Source organism: Thermococcus henrietii (assembly GCF_900198835.1).
GTDB lineage: Archaea > Methanobacteriota_B > Thermococci > Thermococcales > Thermococcaceae > Thermococcus > Thermococcus henrietii.
Genome location: NZ_LT900021.1, coordinates 1602840 through 1621539 on the forward strand (window position 1 = coordinate 1602840; position 18700 = coordinate 1621539).

Annotated in this window: 22 protein-coding genes; 13 read left to right on the forward strand and 9 right to left on the reverse strand. The window is 54.9% G+C overall.

The window, feature by feature from the left end; all coding sequences use genetic code 11:
- Positions 1-3: 3 nt before the first annotated feature.
- Positions 4-2964: an STT3 domain-containing protein gene (locus CS910_RS08725; RefSeq protein ID WP_099211234.1), complete on the forward strand. Its 2961-nt coding sequence runs from the start codon at positions 4-6 to the stop codon at positions 2962-2964.
- Here CS910_RS08725 and CS910_RS08730 read toward each other — a convergent pair.
- The 3 genes from CS910_RS08730 to CS910_RS08740 are packed head-to-tail and all read right to left on the reverse strand — an operon-like array spanning position 2940 to position 4191.
- Positions 2940-3629: a class I SAM-dependent methyltransferase gene (locus CS910_RS08730; RefSeq protein WP_099211236.1), complete on the reverse strand. Its 690-nt coding sequence runs from the start codon at positions 3627-3629 to the stop codon at positions 2940-2942. The two genes, CS910_RS08725 and CS910_RS08730, sit on opposite strands and share 25 nt — an antisense overlap.
- Positions 3629-3910, reverse strand: a complete 282-nt coding sequence (locus CS910_RS08735) for an MTH1187 family thiamine-binding protein (protein WP_099211238.1) — start codon at positions 3908-3910, stop codon at positions 3629-3631. Before CS910_RS08735 ends, CS910_RS08730 begins: the two co-directional genes overlap by 1 nt.
- On the reverse strand, positions 3910-4191 hold the full coding sequence (locus CS910_RS08740; RefSeq protein ID WP_099211240.1) for a ubiquitin-like small modifier protein 1: 282 nt from the start codon (positions 4189-4191) through the stop codon (positions 3910-3912). The genes CS910_RS08735 and CS910_RS08740 overlap by 1 nt, the downstream gene beginning before the upstream one ends.
- 72 nt (positions 4192-4263) lie before the next feature.
- Between CS910_RS08740 and CS910_RS08745 the strand changes: the two genes are divergently transcribed.
- Positions 4264-5007, forward strand: coding sequence for a hypothetical protein (locus tag CS910_RS08745; protein ID WP_099211242.1), 744 nt, complete (start codon positions 4264-4266; stop codon positions 5005-5007).
- On the opposite strand, the gene CS910_RS08750 is transcribed toward CS910_RS08745, so the two are convergent.
- On the reverse strand, positions 4973-5644 hold the full coding sequence (locus CS910_RS08750) for an adenylate kinase (protein ID WP_099211244.1): 672 nt from the start codon (positions 5642-5644) through the stop codon (positions 4973-4975). The two genes, CS910_RS08745 and CS910_RS08750, sit on opposite strands and share 35 nt — an antisense overlap.
- Before the next feature lie 51 nt (positions 5645-5695).
- On the opposite strand from CS910_RS08750, the gene CS910_RS08755 reads away from it, so the two are divergent.
- On the forward strand, positions 5696-6148 hold the full coding sequence (locus tag CS910_RS08755) for a single- stranded DNA-binding family protein (protein ID WP_173866244.1): 453 nt from the start codon (positions 5696-5698) through the stop codon (positions 6146-6148).
- Here CS910_RS08755 and trmY read toward each other — a convergent pair.
- A complete protein-coding gene (trmY, locus tag CS910_RS08760) occupies positions 6132-6737 on the reverse strand; it encodes a tRNA (pseudouridine(54)-N(1))-methyltransferase TrmY (RefSeq protein WP_099211248.1) in 606 nt (201 codons plus the stop codon). The genes CS910_RS08755 and trmY overlap by 17 nt on opposite strands.
- A 1-nt stretch (position 6738) precedes the next feature.
- The gene (locus tag CS910_RS08765; protein WP_099211250.1) at positions 6739-7122 is read right to left on the reverse strand and encodes a DUF2095 family protein; all 384 of its coding nucleotides are present in this window, start codon (positions 7120-7122) and stop codon (positions 6739-6741) included.
- 58 nt (positions 7123-7180) lie between these two features.
- Here CS910_RS08765 and CS910_RS08770 point away from each other — a divergent pair, with 58 nt between their 5' ends.
- From CS910_RS08770 to CS910_RS08785, 4 genes are all read left to right on the forward strand, one after another.
- Positions 7181-7615, forward strand: a complete 435-nt coding sequence (locus CS910_RS08770; RefSeq protein WP_099211251.1) for a GIY-YIG nuclease family protein — start codon at positions 7181-7183, stop codon at positions 7613-7615.
- Between the two features lie 4 nt (positions 7616-7619).
- Positions 7620-7814 (forward strand): antitoxin family protein, encoded by a 195-nt coding sequence (locus CS910_RS08775; protein ID WP_099211253.1) that lies wholly within the window; start codon positions 7620-7622, stop codon positions 7812-7814.
- A 49-nt stretch (positions 7815-7863) separates the two neighbouring features.
- Positions 7864-8622: a geranylgeranylglyceryl/heptaprenylglyceryl phosphate synthase gene (locus tag CS910_RS08780; RefSeq protein WP_099211255.1), complete on the forward strand. Its 759-nt coding sequence runs from the start codon at positions 7864-7866 to the stop codon at positions 8620-8622.
- Between the two features lie 148 nt (positions 8623-8770).
- A complete protein-coding gene (locus CS910_RS08785) occupies positions 8771-9961 on the forward strand; it encodes a magnesium transporter (protein WP_099211257.1) in 1191 nt (396 codons plus the stop codon).
- Positions 9962-9967: 6 nt separating this feature from the next.
- Here the strand turns inward: CS910_RS08785 and CS910_RS08790 are convergent, their stop codons facing one another.
- Positions 9968-10207 carry a hypothetical protein gene (locus tag CS910_RS08790; RefSeq protein ID WP_317450603.1) on the reverse strand — a complete coding sequence of 80 codons (240 nt, stop codon included), beginning with the start codon at positions 10205-10207 and terminating at the stop codon, positions 9968-9970.
- A 143-nt stretch (positions 10208-10350) separates the two neighbouring features.
- Here CS910_RS08790 and CS910_RS08795 point away from each other — a divergent pair, with 143 nt between their 5' ends.
- Complete coding sequence (locus CS910_RS08795) at positions 10351-11196, forward strand: M55 family metallopeptidase (RefSeq protein WP_099211261.1); 846 nt, start codon at positions 10351-10353, stop codon at positions 11194-11196.
- Positions 11197-11489: 293 nt separating this feature from the next.
- On the opposite strand, the gene CS910_RS11835 is transcribed toward CS910_RS08795, so the two are convergent.
- Entirely contained in the window at positions 11490-11723 is a 234-nt protein-coding gene (locus tag CS910_RS11835; RefSeq protein ID WP_145955402.1) for a hypothetical protein, read from the reverse strand.
- Positions 11724-11898: 175 nt separating this feature from the next.
- On the reverse strand, positions 11899-12546 hold the full coding sequence (locus CS910_RS08800) for a PHP domain-containing protein (RefSeq protein WP_099211263.1): 648 nt from the start codon (positions 12544-12546) through the stop codon (positions 11899-11901).
- A 120-nt stretch (positions 12547-12666) separates the two neighbouring features.
- Between CS910_RS08800 and CS910_RS08805 the strand changes: the two genes are divergently transcribed.
- The 5 genes from CS910_RS08805 to smc all read left to right on the forward strand — a co-directional run bounded on the left by CS910_RS08805 (position 12667) and on the right by smc (position 18700).
- On the forward strand, positions 12667-13095 hold the full coding sequence (locus CS910_RS08805; protein ID WP_042690502.1) for a cobalamin B12-binding domain-containing protein: 429 nt from the start codon (positions 12667-12669) through the stop codon (positions 13093-13095).
- Positions 13096-13135: 40 nt separating this feature from the next.
- Positions 13136-14101, forward strand: coding sequence for a methylmalonyl Co-A mutase-associated GTPase MeaB (gene meaB / locus CS910_RS08810; RefSeq protein WP_099211265.1), 966 nt, complete (start codon positions 13136-13138; stop codon positions 14099-14101).
- Positions 14102-14105: 4 nt separating this feature from the next.
- Positions 14106-14507 (forward strand): methylmalonyl-CoA epimerase, encoded by a 402-nt coding sequence (gene mce, locus CS910_RS08815; RefSeq protein ID WP_099211267.1) that lies wholly within the window; start codon positions 14106-14108, stop codon positions 14505-14507.
- Between the two features lie 159 nt (positions 14508-14666).
- Positions 14667-15089: a DUF835 domain-containing protein gene (locus CS910_RS08820; protein ID WP_099211269.1), complete on the forward strand. Its 423-nt coding sequence runs from the start codon at positions 14667-14669 to the stop codon at positions 15087-15089.
- A 44-nt stretch (positions 15090-15133) separates the two neighbouring features.
- On the forward strand, positions 15134-18700 hold the full coding sequence (gene smc, locus CS910_RS08825) for a chromosome segregation protein SMC (RefSeq protein WP_099211271.1): 3567 nt from the start codon (positions 15134-15136) through the stop codon (positions 18698-18700).

The window sequence follows — 18700 nt, forward strand, 5'->3', positions numbered from 1 at the left end:
TGAATGAAGACGGACGTTAAAGAAAAGAGGAAGCGGAAGGGCTCAAAGCCCGAGCTATCCAAGTTTTACGTCTATTTCCGAGAGTACGCAATACCCCTGATTGTACTGCTCTTCGCGTACGTCGGCTACAAGATAAGGGCAGTCACATCGAGCTACAAGACGTTCCTCGACCCGGATACGTTCTTCCACTTTGAGATGTACCGCCAGGCCATAGCACACTGGATTCCAAAGTACTATGCCTACGCCGAGCCTCCAATGGGCATAAAAGCCGGAGGCTACCTCGGCCTCTACACCATGCAGGCGCTGTTCTACAAGGTAACCCACGCACTCTTCGGCTGGAGCGAGCTCCACGCCTTCAAGGTTTGGCCGCCGTTCGTCGGTGCGATGATAGTTATAGCGGTCTTCCTCGTCGGCAGGAAGCTCCACTCGAACTGGGCGGGCTTCTGGGGAGCGGCGCTGATAATGTTCATGAGCGCCAACATAACGAAAACCATGTCCGGAAACAACCGTGGTGAAGGGCCGTTCATGATGTTCTTCCTCTTCGCCGTCTACTTCCTGCTCGTTTACCTTGACGAAAAGGCCTGGAACTGGAAGAAGATAGCCGGACTCATTGGCTTCCTGGTTCTCAGCCCGATTTACATGGGCGTCTGGAACGGAAGCCAGCTGGGCATAATGGTCCTCCTGACCACGGCGGGCCTGACCATGGTGACCCTCTTCACACTGGGGGAGATGGAAAAGCTCAGGCGCTTCGTTAAGGAGCTCTACCCCGTACTGGGAGCGTCCCTCATCATAGGATACGTAATGGCTCACCTCAGGTTCGTCGGAATCGGTGGCTTCCTCGTCTTTGCCATTGAGCTCTACGTTGCCCTCGGCGTCCTCATAGCGGTGATGCTCTACGGAAAACGCTTCGGCCTGAACTACTCCGACAAGAAGCACCGCCTTGGAACCGTCGTTGGAATCCTAATCCTTGGATTCCTGGCGTTCTACGCGTACTTTGGAAGGGACCTCCTCCGGTTCCTCGGTCAGGCAACGCGCTCTACTCCCCTCTACCAGACCGTTGCAGAGCTCCAGGCCGCCAGCCTCAAACAGCTTGCCTCGTTCTTCAGCGTAAAGTCTAAGGACGGCCTAATCTTCGTGCTCTCCTTAGGCGGTCTCGCCGTGATGATTGGAAAGATGCTCAAGAAGTTCACGGAAAGGGACTACACAGTCTACAAGGAGTTCTTCATACTGACGTACTACCTCGCGGTCATGTACCTACTCCACGGGGCGATACGTTTCACGTTCCAGGCATCTGCCCCCGTTGCGATTCTCGCTGGTGTCGCAATAGGTTTCGCCTTCGTCTTCGTCGAAAACATGAAGGAGAAGGCAAGCACGAAGGCGCTCTACGCGGTTTTCCTCATACTGCTCTTCCTGCCGCTGCCCTACGTGGGGGCCAGCTACGCGGACAGCCAGCAGAAGAACATGATGCAGGCGTATTCCAGAATTAACCCCTCAATGCCGGGTAGCGTTCCGGAAGCGTGGACCGATGCGCTGTTCTGGCTCAGGGACCACAGCAGTCCCTACGCAACGGTTCTGAGCTGGTGGGACTACGGCTACTGGGAAGAGTCGAGTCTCCTAAGTCATAGGAGGGCGGTCAGCGACGGTGGTCACGCATACGACAGGAGGTACATAATAGCCAAGTTCTTCTCCCACAGCGACAACGCCGGCGAGGTGGACCTCGAGGCTTGGGAAGACAAGTACGTCATAACTTTCCTCGACCCCTTCGACGGCCAGAGCGACTTTGGAAAGTTCAACGCGATTGCCTACCTCGGCGGTGCGATAAGCCACGGTGAAGGAACCGCGATGTTCGGCTACGTCCCGTATACGAGCATCATAATCCAGAACAACACCGTCTACGTTAACCTTGGAAACAACCAGTACATAAAGCCCGTCATGACCATAGACATGGTGAACGGTAAAGTTTACAAGGCCACGGGTACAACCGCCCCCTACGTTCTCTACGTCGTTCCATACAAGACCGCGAACAACAAGATTTATCCCATCGGAATCCTCGCCTACAAAAAGATTGCGTTCAGCAACTACGTTAGGCTCGCGCTCCATCTAACGTTCTCAGTTAAGGAGTGGGACGCCCAGAAGCTCTTCGCCAACTTCAAACTCGTCTACACTGGCTACAACGGCTACCTCCGGAGAGAGGGAGTCTACGACCCCGCGGTGATGGTCTACGAGTTCACGCCCTTCGCGATATACAGGATGGACTTCCTCCAGAACGGAACGTGGGAGCCGTTCTACAGCACCACGGGAGGAGGAAAGCTTCCAACGGGCAACCAGACGCTCAGGCTCTGGATTTCGGCCTTCGGCAGGGATGTTAAGAACGGAACGATAATCTTTGAGGCATACAACGGGACCAAGCTCATCGAGAGAAAGGTCGTGGCCAGGAACGTCTACATCAACCACCTCAACGAGACGCCCGTTGAGATACACCTCTACGTTCCGAAGGCTACCAAGTACCGCTTCCTCCTCATTCAGGACGGCCCGGTGGGGGTTACAAACGGCCCGGTTTACGTGAACGGAAAGCTCGCGAACCCAAGTTGGGTCATCGCCCCCGGCCAGAGTGGAACCATCAGGCTCACCGAGGCCTTCGACAAGAGCTACACCAACGTCGAGTTCACCCTCAGGGGGATGCTCTACTACTACGTAGCCCCCAACGGGACGGACATATACAAGCCCAACTTCTACCTTGAGCCGCACATGGACATCGTCGGCTACATTCCAGTTGAAACCCTGAAGAGCGTCAAGAAGGGCGACAACGTAATAACCGGAAGGGTGAGCGTTCCGGCGGACCTGTTCACCAAGTACATAAACGAGCTCAAGAAGAAGTACGGCGACAAGGTCGTCATCGTCAGCGAGAGAATCGAGCCGATATTCATCACAGAGAAGACCTACGTCCTCTGGGAGGGGAGCTGAGCTTTCTCCCCTCTAACCAATATGAAAGCGGCGAAGTTTTTGCATTTTTTGTAACATTTTTTATCCACTTTCTCCGCAAGGCCGGGGAACGGCCAGAACGAGGGGAGGAATATCACCCCAGCGCTCTCGACGTTGGTGAAGCCGGCCTTTCTGAGAAGCTCCTCGAGCTCCTTTGGCGTGTAAAAGCGGGCGTAGCGGTAGGCGGTTTCAACGAAGAGGCTCTTCAGTCGTTTGAACAGGAACCAGAGGCTTCTCCCGTTCATCGTTCCGATTAGAACCTCTCCCCCAGGCTTTAAAACGCGGTGGATTTCGGCGAGAACCTTCTCCGGCTCGTGGATGAACTCAAACATGGTAACGCTCAGCACGAGGTCTAAACTCCCATCTGGAAATGGGAGCGAGTAGGCGTCTCCTTTAACGCAGTCGAGACCCTTCGAGCGTGCTATTTTGAGCATCTCCTCACTCGCGTCGAGGCCAATTACGTCGAAGCCCCGCCTTTTGAGCTCGAGCGTGTAGTTGCCGGTTCCACAACCGAGGTCCAAAGCCCTGCCGGATTTCGTCCGGAGTATAGAGAAGACGAGCCACTTCTCGATTCTGTCAACGTACCGGCCGGTCTTCGTCCTGTACCAATCATCGTAGCGGTTCGCTATTCTGTCGAAGTACTCCATCAGAGCTTCACCTTGCCCTCGATGGTGAGTTCCTTGTCGGTCCTGTCGTCTATCCTCAGGCTTATAACTACGCGCTCCGCTCCAGCCTTCAAAATCGCCTCGTGACACTTCTTCACCAGCTCAAGGATTTCGTCTATCGAGCCCTCAACGACCGTCCCCATCGGGCAGAGCTGGTATTTGAGCCCGCTCTCCTCGATTACCCTGAGGACGGGCTTCAGATACTCGCCGACGCTCGGGTTTCCAGTTCCGAGGGGAAAGACGCAAAGCTCCGCGACGGCCATCAGCCACCACCCGCCGGCGGGAAGATGTGCACCTCGTCGTCCTCCCTAAGCTCGGTGTCGAGGCCTTTCAGGTGGAGGACGTTGTGGCCATTCACGAGAATCATGCCGTCTATCGGCTTGTTCGGCCCAACGCGCGGGCTCTCAAGGAGCTCCTTTTTAATCTCGGGGCTGTAGTGTTCGGCAAGGTAATCTATGAGCTCCCTAACAGTTCTGACCCCACGAACCTCAACCTCCTTCTTTCCAATGAGTTCGCGAAACGTAGCGTAGAACCTCACCCTCATTAGACACACCTAAGGTTAATGGATGGAAACCCTTAAAGCGATTTCCACTTACTATTCTAAGGTGGCGAGAAAGTGCTGAACGTGGAGCCCGGAGAATATTACTCAATCGTTGATAAGCTGTTTGCATCGAGGATAGTTGAGGCAGTTGAACCACTCGGTGCGAGCGTTGAGAGGATTGACGCTAAAATCAGACCTGAAGGAAGGGTTCTCTTTCTGAGCTTCGAAGTGGAGGTTGTCCAGCACAGCCTCGCGGGAATAGTTGATATGGAAACCGTTATCCAGGGAATCGTTGAGAAGCTCATCCAGGAAGCCAACTCATCCTTTGGAAAGCTCTATGGGGTTGCCTTTGCCCTCGAATCACTGAAAGTTAGGGAGGAAGTTCCTAGAGCGCACAAAAGGGGAGAGGTCAAGCTCGTAATCAGCGGGCCTCCCGAGCTGGAGGACGCACTCAGGCGGCTTGGCCGCGGTTTAATGATAACTTTAAAGGATTGGGGGGTTTCCCTCTCATCAATAACCGTGACCACGGACTTAGTCACCCCGAAGATTGTTTCAGTCGTTCTTAGGCTCACCGAAAAAAAGAGCGAAGCCGAGAAAGAAACCCTGCGTGAAGCCGTTGAAACCAAGGCCAGGGTTTACGCGAGAACGCTCCTCCCTGAGGACCTGTCAATCCAAGTTAAGGTTCTTGACCCGAGCGACAGGAACATTGCCCAGGTGATGAGAAGGGCCAGGGAGATAGAGAAAGAGATTGAAATGCTCACCAAGGATGAGGAAATCAGAAAGCTCATGGAGGCCTTAGGTAAGTCTCCCTCGCCCTGATGTAGTCGAGCAACGGGTGGATTCTCTTCCACACCTCCTCAACGCTTCCATCGCCGTCAACCCTCACGTATATCCCCTTGTTGCGGTAGAACTTTATTATCGGCTCCATGTTCTTCGTGTAGATTCTGTACCTCCGCTCCACGACCTCGCGCCTGTCGTCCCTCCTCTGAATCAGCTCAGAGCCACAGACGTCGCATATTCCGGGCTTTTTGGGCGGGTTGTGCTTGACGTGGTAAACCGCGCCACAGTTCGGGCAGATTCTCCTCCCGCTTATCCTCTCGACGCTGGTTTCGAGGTCTATGAAAATCTCAAGGGCAAGGGCAAGCCTTATCCCGTGGTCGTATAGGTAGCTCTCAAGGGCCAAGACCTGCTCTGGGGTCCTCGGATAGCCGTCAAGGATGAAGTTCTCCCTCTGGCGCCTCAGCTTGGAGATTATGAGCGTGTTCACAATCGTGTCTGGAATCAGCTCACCCCTGCTTAGATAAGCCTCCATCTCCTTCCCTATCGGCGTTCCGCGCTCTATTTCGCGCCTTATCAGGTCGCCCGAAGAAATATACGTCAGACCGTAGCGCTCCACTATCCTGTGGGAGTGCGTGCTCTTTCCGCTTCCGGGAGGGCCGAAAATCAGAATGTTCACCGCGCACCACCATTAAACATTTATGCACACGAGTTGAATAAACTTTTGGTGATGGCCGTGAAGCTGAGCACAGGCTACGTCCGCGCGAGCGGTTACGCCCACAAGGTAAGGCGCGTTCTGTTCGCTCTCGCCAGAAAGAAGGTCGAGCCAAAGGAGATTATACGCGCCTCGGCCGAGCTCAACCAGAAGATTTTCGAGGAGTTCCAGAGGCTCAACGTCTCGAAGGAGGACGTCGTGAGGATTACCGTCGAGTTCAAAATCAAGGACGGCTCGATAGTCTGGGACTACGACTCGCTCAGGATTGAGGTTTACCGGAAGGGTGAAGAGGAGAAGCTTGCGAAGGCGATGGAGGAAGTGGAGGAGCGCGAGAGGGAACTGGAGGAGAAGATTAAGGCCATCGAGGAGGTTGCCCTCAACCTCAAGAAGCTCAGCGACGAGCTAATCGAGAGGATTGAGGAGCTCAAGCAGGAGCACACCTCGCTCAAGCTCAGGGAAGAGCTATAGAGTCGAGGAAGATGTTGACGTAGGCAACGACGTGGGAAGCGAGGTAACTCTTTTTCCCGACGCTCACCTTTTCCGCTATTCCCTCCAAGAATGCCTCGTCCTCCCGGCTCAGCCCCTCGTGGTCGCCGAGGACAAAGGCGACGTTTCCTCTGAAAGAAACCGTTTCTATCGGCTTTCCCTCCTCGTGGAGGTAGTAGAGCCTTGAGTTCTTGAGCGTCAGCCTGATGACGTCCTCAAAGGTTCTGTTGCTCACGTAGAGGCCGGGGTAAACCTCAACCTCCTTCCCGGGCTCCTTCAGTCCTTCCCCGGCCTTGAGCGCATTCATTATGAGCTTCGCCGTGCTTCTCTCGTCGGGGTTGAGGCGGACTTTAAGATGGGGCCCCTCAAAGCGTATGGCCTTCGGCGGGTTCGGCGGACCGTAGAGGAGGAGCCAGACGCGGACATTTTTCCGGAAGCCGTGCGAGAGCAGAAAAGCGGAGTTCAAAAATCTGCAGAGGACGTCTATCCTCCCGCTCGTGCCGGGTAAATCGCTCAGCTTGAAGTCAGGGCTCGTTCTGGCCTTGTTGGCCTTGATTATGAATGTTCTCAACTCACCCCCTCCCGTGCCTCTCGTACCAGCCCCACTCCTTTTTCGGCCCGAAGGCCCTCACTCCCTTCTTGGCGAGCGTTATCCTCAGCTCTTTCGCAATCTCGGGCGTTATCTCGCCCCTGCTCTCCATCCAGTTGATTATCTCCAAAGCCTCTTCGTCGGTCTCGCATCTCCGGAGGAAGTCTATGACCGTCGGCTCGTAGCCGGCAAAGCTCCTCGGCTCGGCCTCCCTCTCGCCCTCTTCTTCGTCGGCCCTGAAGGCCTCTATCGGAACCCCACCTCCCTCAAGCTCCTTCGCGAGGGCCGGAAACTTCCTCTCGAACTCCTCCTTATCGTATTCCTGCCACGCGAAGTCATCAACTGGTTTCTTCTTCTTGCCGTCCATAGGCACACCGATTGGGTTACGGCAGTGGGCTTATAAACCCCACCCCGAAGGAGAGAGCATGAAGGGCTCGTACTTCCTCGTCATCAGGCTCGAGGAAGAGAAGAGGATTCGCACGAAGGGGAAAGCCTTCGAGCTCAAACCTGGTTACTACGTTTACGTCGGTTCGGCGATGAACTCCCTCGAAAAGCGCGTCGCGAGGCACTTCCGGCGGGAGAAGAGGCTACACTGGCACATTGATTACCTCCTCAAAGAGGCCGAGCTTCTCAGGGCGTACCTTATTCTGAGCGGAGTGAAACTCGAGGAGGACCTCTCACGCGAGGTTTCCAAGTTTGGAGAGCCGGTTCCGGGCTTTGGGGCCGGCGACGTCAGGGTGAGCACGAACCTCTACCGCTTTGAGGACGAGCCGGACGAAGCCCTGAGGGGAATCCTCGATAAGCTCGGACTGGGCTGGAAAATCGTTAAAAGCGAAGACGATATAGGGAAAACATGGTGATGATATGACAGTCATCGAGGCCGTCTACGACGGCGAGACTTTCAGGCCCCTGAGAAAGGTAAACCTCCCAAAGGGGGCGAAGGTCAAGGTAATCGTCGGCGAGACGATATGGGACTTACTTGAGGAGATTGAGGGAATTCCCGTTAATGCAAACGTCGAGGAAGTGCTCGAAGATGTCAGGGGACGAAAGAGGGTCTGATTTCATAACGTTCACGATGATGATTGGTTAATTTTCAGGAGGTGTGAACATGCTCGAAATAGGCAAAGTCGAGCGCTACATTCACGAGAAGCTGGAGAAGGAGAAGCTCCACTTCGTTCTACTCGACCCGGACGACGTTTCGCCGGAAACTGCCGGAAAGATAGCGGAGATGAGCGAGAGCATTGGCGTTGATGCGATAATGGTCGGGGGCTCGACCGGGGCCGAGGGGGACGTTCTCGACAACGTCGTTAAGGCGATAAAGGAAGCCTCCAGTTTACCGGTAATCCTCTTTCCCGGCTCGCACGGCGGGATAAGCAGGTACGCCGACGCGATATTCTTCATGAGCCTCCTCAACTCGAGGAACCCCTTCTTCATAACCGGCTCTCAAGCTTTGGGAGCCTTCACCGTCAAGCGCTACGGAATAGAACCGATTCCGATGGCTTACCTGATAGTCGAGCCCGGTGAAACGGTCGGCTGGGTTGGGGATGCGAAGCCGATACCGAGGCACAAGCCGAAGATTGCCGCCGCTTACGCTTTGGCCGGCCAGTACCTCGGCATGCGCCTTGTTTACCTCGAAGCGGGTAGCGGCGCGCCGCAACCGGTTCCGCCGGAGATGATTGCCCTCGTTAGGAAGGTCATAGACGTTCCCCTCATCGTCGGCGGTGGCATAAGGACCGGGGAGCAGGCGAGGAGAGCAGTTGAAGCCGGGGCCGACATCATTGTCACAGGGACGGCGATAGAAAAGGCCGGCTCCATCGAAGGCGCCAAGGCAAAGCTGGAAGAGCTCAACTCGGGAATCAAAGGGTGAGTTGCGTTTTCTGTACCCCTACCAAAACTTTTTTATATCCCTTCGGCCAGCCTAAAACCGCCGAGCTGGTTTCTGACAAGAATACAGCTCAGCGGAGGTTAAGGAGAGATGAGAGGACTGGAGGTGAAAGCGATGAGGGGTGAGGAAGATGAGTGTGGCGCAGATGGCAGTAGGCCACGCACACACGTTCAAAGGAAAACTGAAGGAAGCGTTTCTCCTGTCGTTCCCAGCCCTGTTCCTGTGCCTGATATTTGACTTCGTAGGTGGCGCTGTTCTTGGTAAGAACTGGAACACGATAATGAGCTACTTCCCGATTCTGGTCTTCATCATGCCCGGCCTCATGGACCTGAGGGGCAACATCTTCTCTGCCCTCGCGTCCCGCTTCACGACCAAGCTCAACCTCGGTCTCATAGAGAGCATCCGAGACCCCGAGGTAACTACTCAGATAGTTATGGCGATACTCAGCAGTAAGATTCCCCTGATAGTTCTCTGGGTCGTCGGCCTGTTTCTGATACATAACTTCATTCAGAACGTTATAGTGCTCCTCATGGTTATCGCGTCTGCAATCTTCATAGGGGTTATCCTCGGCTACGGTACGGCGGCGATAACGATAATCCCATTTAAAAGAGGTTACGACCCGGACCTGATAGCCGCACCGCTGATAAGTTCGCTTGCGGACCTTATAACGATGCCAACGATGGTCTACTTTGCCCTGCTCTATCTCCACCATCCGATTCCGTTCTACATCTTGGCCTTTACGATGCTTGGAATCCTCGTATTGCTTGCTCTAAAAGCCAAATTCAGGCACGAACACAAGCGAGCTTTTGGGGAGCTTGCGGCAGTCATTGGAGCCATGGCACTCATAGAAACCGTAACAGGAGGCCTACTCGTCACTTACGAGAAAATCATCAACGCGGTAATCATCGTCAGCGTCATGTGGCCGAGCGTGAACGACAGCATGGGCAACTTCGGCTCGATAATAGCGGCAAGGGTTTCAACAAAAATCCACCTTGAGGGTGTGGAGGCCGTCAAGAGCAGGGAAACGCTCTACGACTTCGTAGTCCTCTTAATTCTTGCACCAATAATAGGCTACCTCACAAACCTCATATCAATGTGGGTGGTGGTTCACTACATCCACCGGCCCGCGAGAATCCTCTGGAACTTTGTCTTGGGCTTTCCAGTTGTAATCTTGGTGGCCATGTTGATAGGTCTCGTCGTAGCGATACTGGCAGATAAGTACAACTGGGACCCGGACAACGTGGCGATTCCAGTCGTTACGACGCTCAGCGACGTCATAGGGACAATGTTCCTTGTCTGGGTGGCGCTGAGCGCAATGTAAAAAGAATCAGGCTTCGGAAAGCACCTTGAACGAGAGCCTTCCGTCCTTTACAATTTTTCTGAACTCCTGAATGAGCTCCTTACCACCAACGAGTTCCATCCTAACCTCAGACATGCCCGTAGCGTCGGGCGGAAGGAAGTGTATATCCCTAATCCTGCCAGAGACCTTGGAAAGGAGACGACCCAAAACGTTTCCCCTCTCGCGGTAGGGGAGTCTCATGTTAACTTCAAGGATTTGCATGCCCATCACCGCTTTATTCTTTGAATAAAGTCCTATAAAACCTTTTTCATGAGCGGGGATTATCGACCTTTGTCAAAAATATTCCCGGCAGTTATCGAAGGTCCGTTAGATTTTTATCTCAGCGCTTCTACACTTCTCTGGTGATTGCCATGAGGGCATTCATTTCTCTCGACCTTGAAGGGCTACCTCATATTGTCAGCAGGGAGCACCTATTCGTAAAGGGTGCGCTCTACGCAGAAGCGAGGAAGATAGCGACCGAGGTTGTAAGGGTCGTCGCCGAGACGCTCCACCACGAGCTCGAAGTTGATGAGGTTGTCATAGCGGACAGCCACGGCCCGATGGTGAACATCCTCGTTGAAGAAACGCCGGACTACGTCAGGCTCGTCCGGGGCTTTCCGAGACCCCTGAGCATGGTCGCCGGGGCGAAGGGCTCGGACTTCGCAATCTTCCTCGGCTACCACGCCAAGGCCGGAACCGGCGGGGCAACCTTTGACCATACTTACAGCAGTGCGACCGTGGACAGGCTTGAGATAAACGGCGTTGAGGTCAGCGAGACGCTTCTCAACGCATACCTGCTCGGCGAGTGGAACGTTCCGGTTGCGATGGTCGCCGGAGACAAAGCGCTGATAGAAACGGACGTGAAGACTCACCTCCCCTGGGCGGTCGGCGTTCCCCTGAAGGAGAGCCTCGGCAGGTATTCGGCAGTGAGCCCCGGAATGGAGGGGATAAAGAAGCTCCTCCGCGAAGGAACCCTTGAGGCCTTCAGGCGCGTCGAGCGCGGTGAGGTTAAGCCACTGGAAACCGAGAGGCCGGTCGAGGTCAAGCTCCGCTTCCTCAACAGCGCCTACGCGGAAGTCGCCGAGCTGTTGCCCTTCGTCGAGAGGCTCGACGGAAAGACCGTCCGCTTTGAGGCGAAGAACGTTGAGGAAGCATACAGGACGTTCGAGGTCCTCATCCTTGCCGCCTCCGGTGTCAGCTCGATAGTGAACCGCTAACGATTTAAGCAGGAAGTCCTCAACTTAAGTCGCCCCCGGGAAACCGCGGGGGATGAGCGCCTCGGCGAGCCGTGAGTCCCCTTCGCTCCCCGGGGGCACAACCACAAACTTCGCCTGCGCGAAGTTTGACCAAGGTCGGTAGCTCCTTTTTCAGAGTTAACTTTTGAGGGATTTTTCTCGTCAGTTGGCAGTTTTGAGTGGGAGAACTTATGACGCTGCTTCTTGGTGTGAAGGGTTTTAACTTTAAACCGACGCCCGGAGGGCGTCAAAAGAGAGTAAACCCTTTCAAAGGGCTATTTTGGCCAGTTCTCTCCTAGAAAGCCCGATTTTCTCAGTAAAATCTTCTTCCTTTGAGCCTTTGAGCGAGAGCTACGAGCTTTTGGTGAAGCTTTTTCCAAAAGCTTCAGCGCTGGCGGAGAAACTTTTCTTGTGAAAAGTTTCATCAAAGTGAAGCATGCTTTTTTAAAGGGTTCATTTTCAGATGAGTTTGCTCCCAAACTCACCGTTCTCGAGCGTGTTTCCTTCATTAGCGCCCTTCGGGCGCGTTTCGAGTTTAAACACCTTCCCCAAGCAGGCATGAAAATAAACCCTCCGTACTTTTCGCGGGGTCTCACTTTCATCTTTAAACCCTTGTGCACGGCCTCGGAATCCTCCCCCGCACCCTCACCAATCGGTCCGCTGGGCTCTCCTCATCGGCCGGAATCACAGGTAGGTGGCAAAGAGCAAATCCTCAAGCTTTCCGCCGGCTTTTCGGAAGACCGCCACGCTCCAACCGACGTTTCCAACCTTCTCCGGCCTGTGGGCGTCGCTGGCGAAGGTCAGCTTAACGCCCCTCTTTATGCACTCCCTCACAAACTCCAAATCTGGAACGCGGTAGCGGGAGCTTATCTCAAAGGCCTTTCCCCTTTCCTCGGCGAGGGCGATGAGTTCAAGGAGGTCCTCCCATGAGGGATAGCCAATGTATGGGAAGCTCGCCCCGAAGTGACCTATTACATCGACGTTCTCGTCGAGAAGGGCAATCCTGACGAGCTCGACGTACTGCTCCGGCCGGTCAACCCACTCGTGAACGCTCGCTATCACGAAGTCGAGCTTTTTAGCCATCCAGTCAGGCACGTCAACGCCGTTGGGAGTTATGTTGCCCTCGATTCCGGCCAGAACCGTTATCTCGCTATCCTCGCCCCAGCGCCTTATCTCGCTCAGGTAAGCGTTGAAGTTACCCCGCAGGAGGTAGTGGCTGTGGTCCGTTATCGCGACGAGAGATAGACCCTTCCGCTCGGCCTCCGCGATGTTCTCGAAGACCTCCCCAAGGCCGTCAGAGTGGAGCGTGTGGGTGTGCGAATCGTGAATCATGTTCAGGGCTATTCTGGGGCTTTAAAAAAGCTTGTGGACAAAAAATCCAACGTAAAGCTAAACCTTGAGTTTTGACAACCTTTAAATACGACAAGAAAGAAACCTTAGCCGGTGGTGTCAATGGTCGAGCGCTCAAAGGTTCGCGTCGTCATAGCGAAGCCCGGTCTTGACGGTCACGACAGGGGAGCCAAGGTTGTGGCGAGGGCCCTGAAGGAAGCTGGCTATGAAGTCATCTACACGGGAATCAGGCAGACACCGGAGCAGATAGTCGAGACGGTTATTCAGGAAGATGCCGCAGTCCTTGGGATAAGCATCCTCTCCGGCGCGCACATGGTCCTTATTCCGAAGATTATCAAGCTCCTTGAGGAGAGGGGCATAAAGCCGAACGAGGACATCGTAATCTTCGCCGGCGGAATAATCCCGCCCGACGACGCGGAGGAGCTGAAGAAGATGGGCGTCGCGGAGGTCTTTGGCCCGGGAACGCCCCTGAGAACGGTGATAGAGTTCGTTGACAGGGCCGTCGAGAACCTCAAGCGCTTCAAGGCTTAACTTTATATTCTCCCTCTGGATAATTTCTCCAGTGATGAAAATGACGCTCGAGCCCCTCATTCAGTCGGCACTATCGGGCGATAAGAAGGCCATAGCAAGGCTCATAACCCTCGTTGAAAACGACGAGGAAAAGGCAAGGGAGATAATACGGAGGATTTACCCCCACACGGGAAGGGCCTACGTCGTCGGCATAACGGGTCCGCCCGGTTCTGGAAAGTCAACCCTTCTCGACAAGCTCATCAAGCTCGCCAGGAACGAGGGACACAAGGTTGGAGTCATAGCCATTGACCCGACGTCGCCATTCACGGGGGGTGCACTGCTCGGCGACAGGCTGAGGATGCAGAGGCACTCGACCGACCCAGGCGTCTTCATCAGGAGCATGGCGACGCGCGGTTCCCTCGGCGGTCTGGCGAAAGCTACTAACGACGCGGTTAAGGTTCTGGACGCCTCAGGCTACGACCTGATATTCGTCGAGACCGTTGGAGTCGGGCAGATTGAGGTTGATATCGTGAAAACGGCCGATACGGTCGTTCTCGTAACCGTTCCGGGACTCGGCGACGAGGTTCAGGCCATCAAGGCAGGACTCATGGAAGTGGCAGACATCTTCGCCATCAACAAGGCAGACAGGGAAGGGACGGAGATGGTGTACCTCGAGCTCAAGATGGCCCTCGAGTTCGAGAGGGACAAGTGGAGGCAAATCGGCTGGGAGCCTCCGATAGTCGAGACCACAGCTTTCACCCTCAAGGGCGTCAGACCCCTCTGGGAGGCGATAAAGAGGCACAGAAAGCACATGGAGGAGAGCGGAAGGTTAAGGGAGAGGAGGGCCTTCCGCGCGAGGGAGGAAGTGAAGACGATTATCGCCTCGACGATAGCGAGCAAGGTGGAGGAGAGGCTCGCGAAGGGCGAAGCGAAAGAGCTCATCGAGGAGGTTGTTGAGAGGAAGCTCGACCCCTATTCGGCCTCTCAAATCGTGATGGAGAAGCTTAAGGAGGACCTCTGGAGGTGATTGCATGTTCAAGAAGATAGACCACGTTGGTATAGCCGTTAAGAACCTTGAGGAGGCGGTAAAGGTCTGGGAGGGCCTCGGCTTGAAAGTTGAGGAAATCGAGGAAGTGCCGGACCAGAAGGTTAGAACCGCGATAATCCACATCGGAGAGAGCAGGATTGAACTCCTCGAGCCGACCGCCGAGGACTCGCCGATAGCGAAGTTCATAGCCAAGCGCGGTGAGGGAATACACCACATAGCCCTCGGCGTTACGGACATCGAGGAGCACCTCAAGGAGCTCAAGGAGAAGGGCTACAGGCTTATAGACGAGGAGCCGAGGATTGGAGCCGGCGGGGCTAAGATAGCCTTCGTCCACCCGAAGGCCGTAACCGGTGTGCTTCTCGAACTCTGCGAGAGGAGAGGATAAAATCCCCTGATGACTTGAGAGCGTCTTTTTTCTTTTGCACTATCATATAATGTTGTTATTGGGGCCACCAGTAACATTTATAAGGAGATTATCAGAAGTGCCATCAGATTTACTTTAATGTTCCTATGAGTTCCAATGTACATCGAGAAGTGATGCCCCATGTTCCTGAAGGGTAAAAGTAGGGGCGGACTTCAAACGGTTCTCGACTACCGCCGGCTTTCCACGGTGTTAAGGTCAATCCCGGATGAGAAGGTACTAATAACAAGAAAGATGCCTGGAGAGGTTTCCGATTCGAACGTTATTCACATCTGGGTCACCCGGGTTAGGCACCCTCAAGCGGTTGAACCCACAAACCTCTACGTCATAGAGCAGAGGGTCTGGGACTCCCTTTCCAAAGGCGCCAGGAACGTAATCCTCGATGCCTTTGAATACCTCCTGCTCGAAAACGGGCTTGAGAGGACCCTCCGCTTCGTAGGAAAGCTTAGGGACATGACCCTTCTTTCCAACTCAAACTTCTACGTTACCGTCAGCGATGGCATTGATGAGCGGGTCCTCGCAATGCTGAAGAGAATCGTTGAGTGAGGTTTATATATCATCCTTTCCCCTTCTCCACTTAGGTGTGAGCTATGCCTTACATTGAGAAGATAGAAATGAAGGGCTTCAAATCCTACGGTAACAAAAAGGTCGTCGTTCCGCTCGCAAAGGGTTTTACTGCAATCGTTGGGGCCAACGGTTCTGGAAAGAGCAACATCGGTGACGCGGTTCTCTTCGTTCTCGGCGGGCTCTCCGCCAAGGCAATGCGAGCCAGCAGGATAAGCGACCTAATCTTCGCGGGCTCGAAGAGTGAACCTCCAGCCAAGTACGCCGAAGTTGCGATGTACTTCAACAACGAGGACAGGGGTTTTCCTGTTGACGAGGACGAGGTTGTAATCAAGAGGCGCGTTTACAAGGACGGCAGGAGCACTTACTGGCTCAACGGAAAGAGGGCAACGAGGAGCGAGATAATAGACCTCCTGAGCGCGGCGATGATTTCGCCTGAGGGCTACAACATCGTCCTCCAGGGGGACATAACGAAGTTCATCAAGATGTCTCCCACTGAGAGGAGGCTCATCATAGACGACATCTCCGGCATAGCGGAGTACGACGCCAAGAAGGAGAGGGCCCTGAAGGAGCTCAAGCAGGCTGAAGAAAACCTCGCGCGCGTTGATTTGCTCATAAGGGAAGTTAAAGCCCAGCTCGACAAGCTTGAGAAGGAACGCAACGACGCCCTTCGCTACCTCGACCTGAAGGAGCGCGTTGAGAGGGCCAGAGTCACTCTCCTCCTCGGCGAGATAAAGAGGCTTGAGAAGATTATTGAGGACGAGAGCACGAGGGACAGGGAGATAGAGGCCGAGGTAAACGCTCTCAACGCCAAGCTGAAGGAAATCGCCAAGGAGATAGTAGCAAAGGAGAAAGAGCTCGCCGAAGTCGAGAGGGAACTTGAGGAGAAGAGCGAGGACGGTATACTCGAGGTTACGAGAAAAATAAGCGAGGTAAAGTCGAAGATTGAGATGGCGAGAAGGAACATCGAGAACGCCAAGGGGGAAATCGAGGAGAGCCAGCGGAGGCTGAAGAAGGCAAAGGACGAGCTCAAGAGAATCGGCGAGGAGATAGAAAAGAGCAGGAACGCGATAAAGCGCTGGTCGAAGAGGAGGGAGAAGCTCCTGGCCGACATAAAGACGCTCGAGGCAAGCAGGAATGAGCTCGTCGTGAAGCTCGGCGAGATTGACAGGCGCTATTCCCTCGCGAGGGAGGAGTTTGACAAGGTCGTCGAGGAGCTTGAGGAGGCTAAAAAGGGCCTCTACATGAAGGAGAGCGAGATTGAGAAGTTCACCGAGGAAATCGAGAGGGCCAGAACGAGGATAACGCAGGCCAACCTTAAGAGAAACGCCCTCCGTGAGAGGATTGAGGAAACCAAGAGGGCCCTTGAGGAGAAGCGCTCCGAGCTCTCTGAAGTCGAAGGAAAGCTCTCGAAGGTGGAAGCGAGGCTCAGGAAGCTTGAAAAGGAGCTCGAGGAGAAGACAAAGAAGCTCAGGAAGCTCGAGCCCGAGCTTGCAAAGGCCAAGGAGGAGCTCATAAAGGCCGAAGCCCAGAGGGAAGTCCGCGGAAACAGGGCTGTGGAGTTCCTTAAGAAGAGCAACATCCCCGGTTTATACGGCACGCTCGGCGAGCTGATAACCGTTAAGGACGGGAGATATGCCCTAGCGGTTGAGGTGGCCCTCGGAGGGAACTACGATAACGTTGTCGTTGAGGACGACAGGGTGGCCGAGAGGGCCATAAAACTCCTCAAGGAGAGGAAGCTCGGAAGGCTAACCTTCCTCCCGCTCAACAAGATAAAGCCCCGCTCGATGCGCGAGAGGCCGTCCCTCGGGATCCCCGCCATGGACGTCGTGAGCTACGACCCGCGCTTCAGGAACGCGGTGGCTTACGCCCTCGGCGACACCCTCATCGTCGAGGACATGGACGAAGCGAGGAGCGTCGGCATAGGGAAGGTCAGAATGGTAACCCTCGGCGGTGAGTTGCTCGAGAGGAGCGGTGCAATAACGGGCGGTCATTACAGGCCACGGGGCAGGCTCGGGGTCAACGTTGATGAGATTAAGGCGAAGGTGGAGAGGCTTGAGCGCGAGAAGGAGGCACTTGAGGCGGAGGTAAACTCGCTGAAGGCCGAGAGGAAGGGGATAGAAAATACTCTCTTCGAGCTCCGCATGAGGAAGAGCGAGCTGTCGAAGGACTTGCAGGTTCTCCAGCGCGACCTTGAGAGACTTCTTGCAGAGGACAAGTCCCTGAAGGAGGAAATCGAGGAGAGCGAGAAGCTCATAGAGACCCTCACCGCGAAAATCGACGAGGCAAAGGGCGAGATGGCAAAGCTCCGCGGAAGGATTGAAAGGCTCGAGAAGAAGAGGGAGAAGCTCAGGAAGGCCCTCGACAACCCCGAGGCGAGGGAGCTGAACGCGAGGATTAGAGAAGTGGAAGGGCAGATTGCGAAACTCAAGGAGGAGCTCAGCAGGGTCGAGAGCAAGCTCGAGAGCCTTGAGAGCAGGATAAACGAGGAACTGCTCCCGAGGAAGGCCGACCTCGAGGAGGAAATCGAGGGCCTAATCAACAGGATAAACGCCCTCCAGGCCAACATAAAGGAGAACGAGGAAGCGATAAAGAGGTTCGAGGCCGAGCTCGAGGAGCTGAAGAAGGCCGAGGAGAACGTGAAGGACGAACTGAAGGAGCTCCGCGAGAGGCGCGAGAGGCTGAAGAAGGAGATAGCCGAGCTGAGGAAGGAGAAGGACGAGCTGAGCTCGAAGCTCCAAGAGCTCAGGATAGAGGCCAACACCCTCAAGATAAAGCTCGCGCAGGCCGAAACGACGCTCAAGGAGAAGAGGGCCGAGCTCAAGCACTTCGACGCGAAGCTGATTAAGTCGATAAAGGAAATCCCGCTGGAGCTTGAGGCCTTGAGGGAAGAGATTGAGCGCATGGAGGAGGAGATACGCGCCCTCGAACCGGTTAACATGAAGGCCATTGAGGACTTCGAGGTCGTCGAGCGTCGCTACCTCGAGCTCAAGAGCAAGCGCGAGCAGGTTCTGGCCGAGAAGGAGAGCATAGAGGAGTTCATAGAGGAGATAGAGGGCCAGAAAAAGCAGGTGTTCCTCCAGACGCTCGAGGCGATAGCGAAGAACTTCTCGGAGCTCTTCGCCAAGCTCTCGCCGGGAGGAGAGGCCAAGCTAATCCTCGAGAATCCGGAGGACCCGTTCGCGGGTGGCCTTGAGATTGAGGCGAAGCCGGCAGGTAAGGACGTGAAGAGGATTGAGGCAATGAGCGGTGGCGAGAAGGCGATAATCGCTCTGGCCTTCGTCTTTGCGATACAGCGCTACAAGCCCGCCCCGTTCTACCTCCTCGACGAGATAGACGCGCACCTCGACGATGCAAACGTCAAGCGCGTGGCGGATTTGATTAAAGAGGCATCGCAGGAGAGCCAGTTCATTATAATAACCCACCGTGACGTCATGATGGCCAACGCCGACAGGATAATCGGGGTTGCCATGAGGAACGGCGTCTCAAAGGTCGTCTCGCTCAGCCTCGAGAAGGCCAGGAAAATCCTCGAGGAAATCAGGCGGAGAAGCGACGAGGAGCACAGGGAGATGTTCGGCCGTCTGGAGGGCTGA

What these genes read in the sequence shown, in the direction of transcription:
- CS910_RS08725 (WP_099211234.1), top strand. Translation starts at nt 4, where the DNA reads ATGAAGACGGACGTTAAAGAAAAGAGGAAGCGGAAGGGCTCAAAGCCC.
- CS910_RS08730 (WP_099211236.1), bottom strand. Translation starts at nt 3,629, where the DNA reads ATGGAGTACTTCGACAGAATAGCGAACCGCTACGATGATTGGTACAGG.
- CS910_RS08735 (WP_099211238.1), bottom strand. Translation starts at nt 3,910, where the DNA reads ATGGCCGTCGCGGAGCTTTGCGTCTTTCCCCTCGGAACTGGAAACCCG.
- CS910_RS08740 (WP_099211240.1), bottom strand. Translation starts at nt 4,191, where the DNA reads ATGAGGGTGAGGTTCTACGCTACGTTTCGCGAACTCATTGGAAAGAAG.
- CS910_RS08755 (WP_173866244.1), top strand. Translation starts at nt 5,696, where the DNA reads ATGGCCGTGAAGCTGAGCACAGGCTACGTCCGCGCGAGCGGTTACGCC.
- CS910_RS08765 (WP_099211250.1), bottom strand. Translation starts at nt 7,122, where the DNA reads ATGGACGGCAAGAAGAAGAAACCAGTTGATGACTTCGCGTGGCAGGAA.
- CS910_RS08770 (WP_099211251.1), top strand. Translation starts at nt 7,181, where the DNA reads ATGAAGGGCTCGTACTTCCTCGTCATCAGGCTCGAGGAAGAGAAGAGG.
- CS910_RS08775 (WP_099211253.1), top strand. Translation starts at nt 7,620, where the DNA reads ATGACAGTCATCGAGGCCGTCTACGACGGCGAGACTTTCAGGCCCCTG.
- CS910_RS08780 (WP_099211255.1), top strand. Translation starts at nt 7,864, where the DNA reads ATGCTCGAAATAGGCAAAGTCGAGCGCTACATTCACGAGAAGCTGGAG.
- CS910_RS08785 (WP_099211257.1), top strand. Translation starts at nt 8,771, where the DNA reads ATGAGTGTGGCGCAGATGGCAGTAGGCCACGCACACACGTTCAAAGGA.
- CS910_RS08790 (WP_317450603.1), bottom strand. Translation starts at nt 10,207, where the DNA reads ATGGGCATGCAAATCCTTGAAGTTAACATGAGACTCCCCTACCGCGAG.
- CS910_RS08795 (WP_099211261.1), top strand. Translation starts at nt 10,351, where the DNA reads ATGAGGGCATTCATTTCTCTCGACCTTGAAGGGCTACCTCATATTGTC.
- CS910_RS11835 (WP_145955402.1), bottom strand. Translation starts at nt 11,723, where the DNA reads ATGAAGGAAACACGCTCGAGAACGGTGAGTTTGGGAGCAAACTCATCT.
- CS910_RS08800 (WP_099211263.1), bottom strand. Translation starts at nt 12,546, where the DNA reads ATGATTCACGATTCGCACACCCACACGCTCCACTCTGACGGCCTTGGG.
- CS910_RS08805 (WP_042690502.1), top strand. Translation starts at nt 12,667, where the DNA reads ATGGTCGAGCGCTCAAAGGTTCGCGTCGTCATAGCGAAGCCCGGTCTT.
- meaB (WP_099211265.1), top strand. Translation starts at nt 13,136, where the DNA reads ATGACGCTCGAGCCCCTCATTCAGTCGGCACTATCGGGCGATAAGAAG.
- mce (WP_099211267.1), top strand. Translation starts at nt 14,106, where the DNA reads ATGTTCAAGAAGATAGACCACGTTGGTATAGCCGTTAAGAACCTTGAG.
- CS910_RS08820 (WP_099211269.1), top strand. Translation starts at nt 14,667, where the DNA reads ATGTTCCTGAAGGGTAAAAGTAGGGGCGGACTTCAAACGGTTCTCGAC.
- smc (WP_099211271.1), top strand. Translation starts at nt 15,134, where the DNA reads ATGCCTTACATTGAGAAGATAGAAATGAAGGGCTTCAAATCCTACGGT.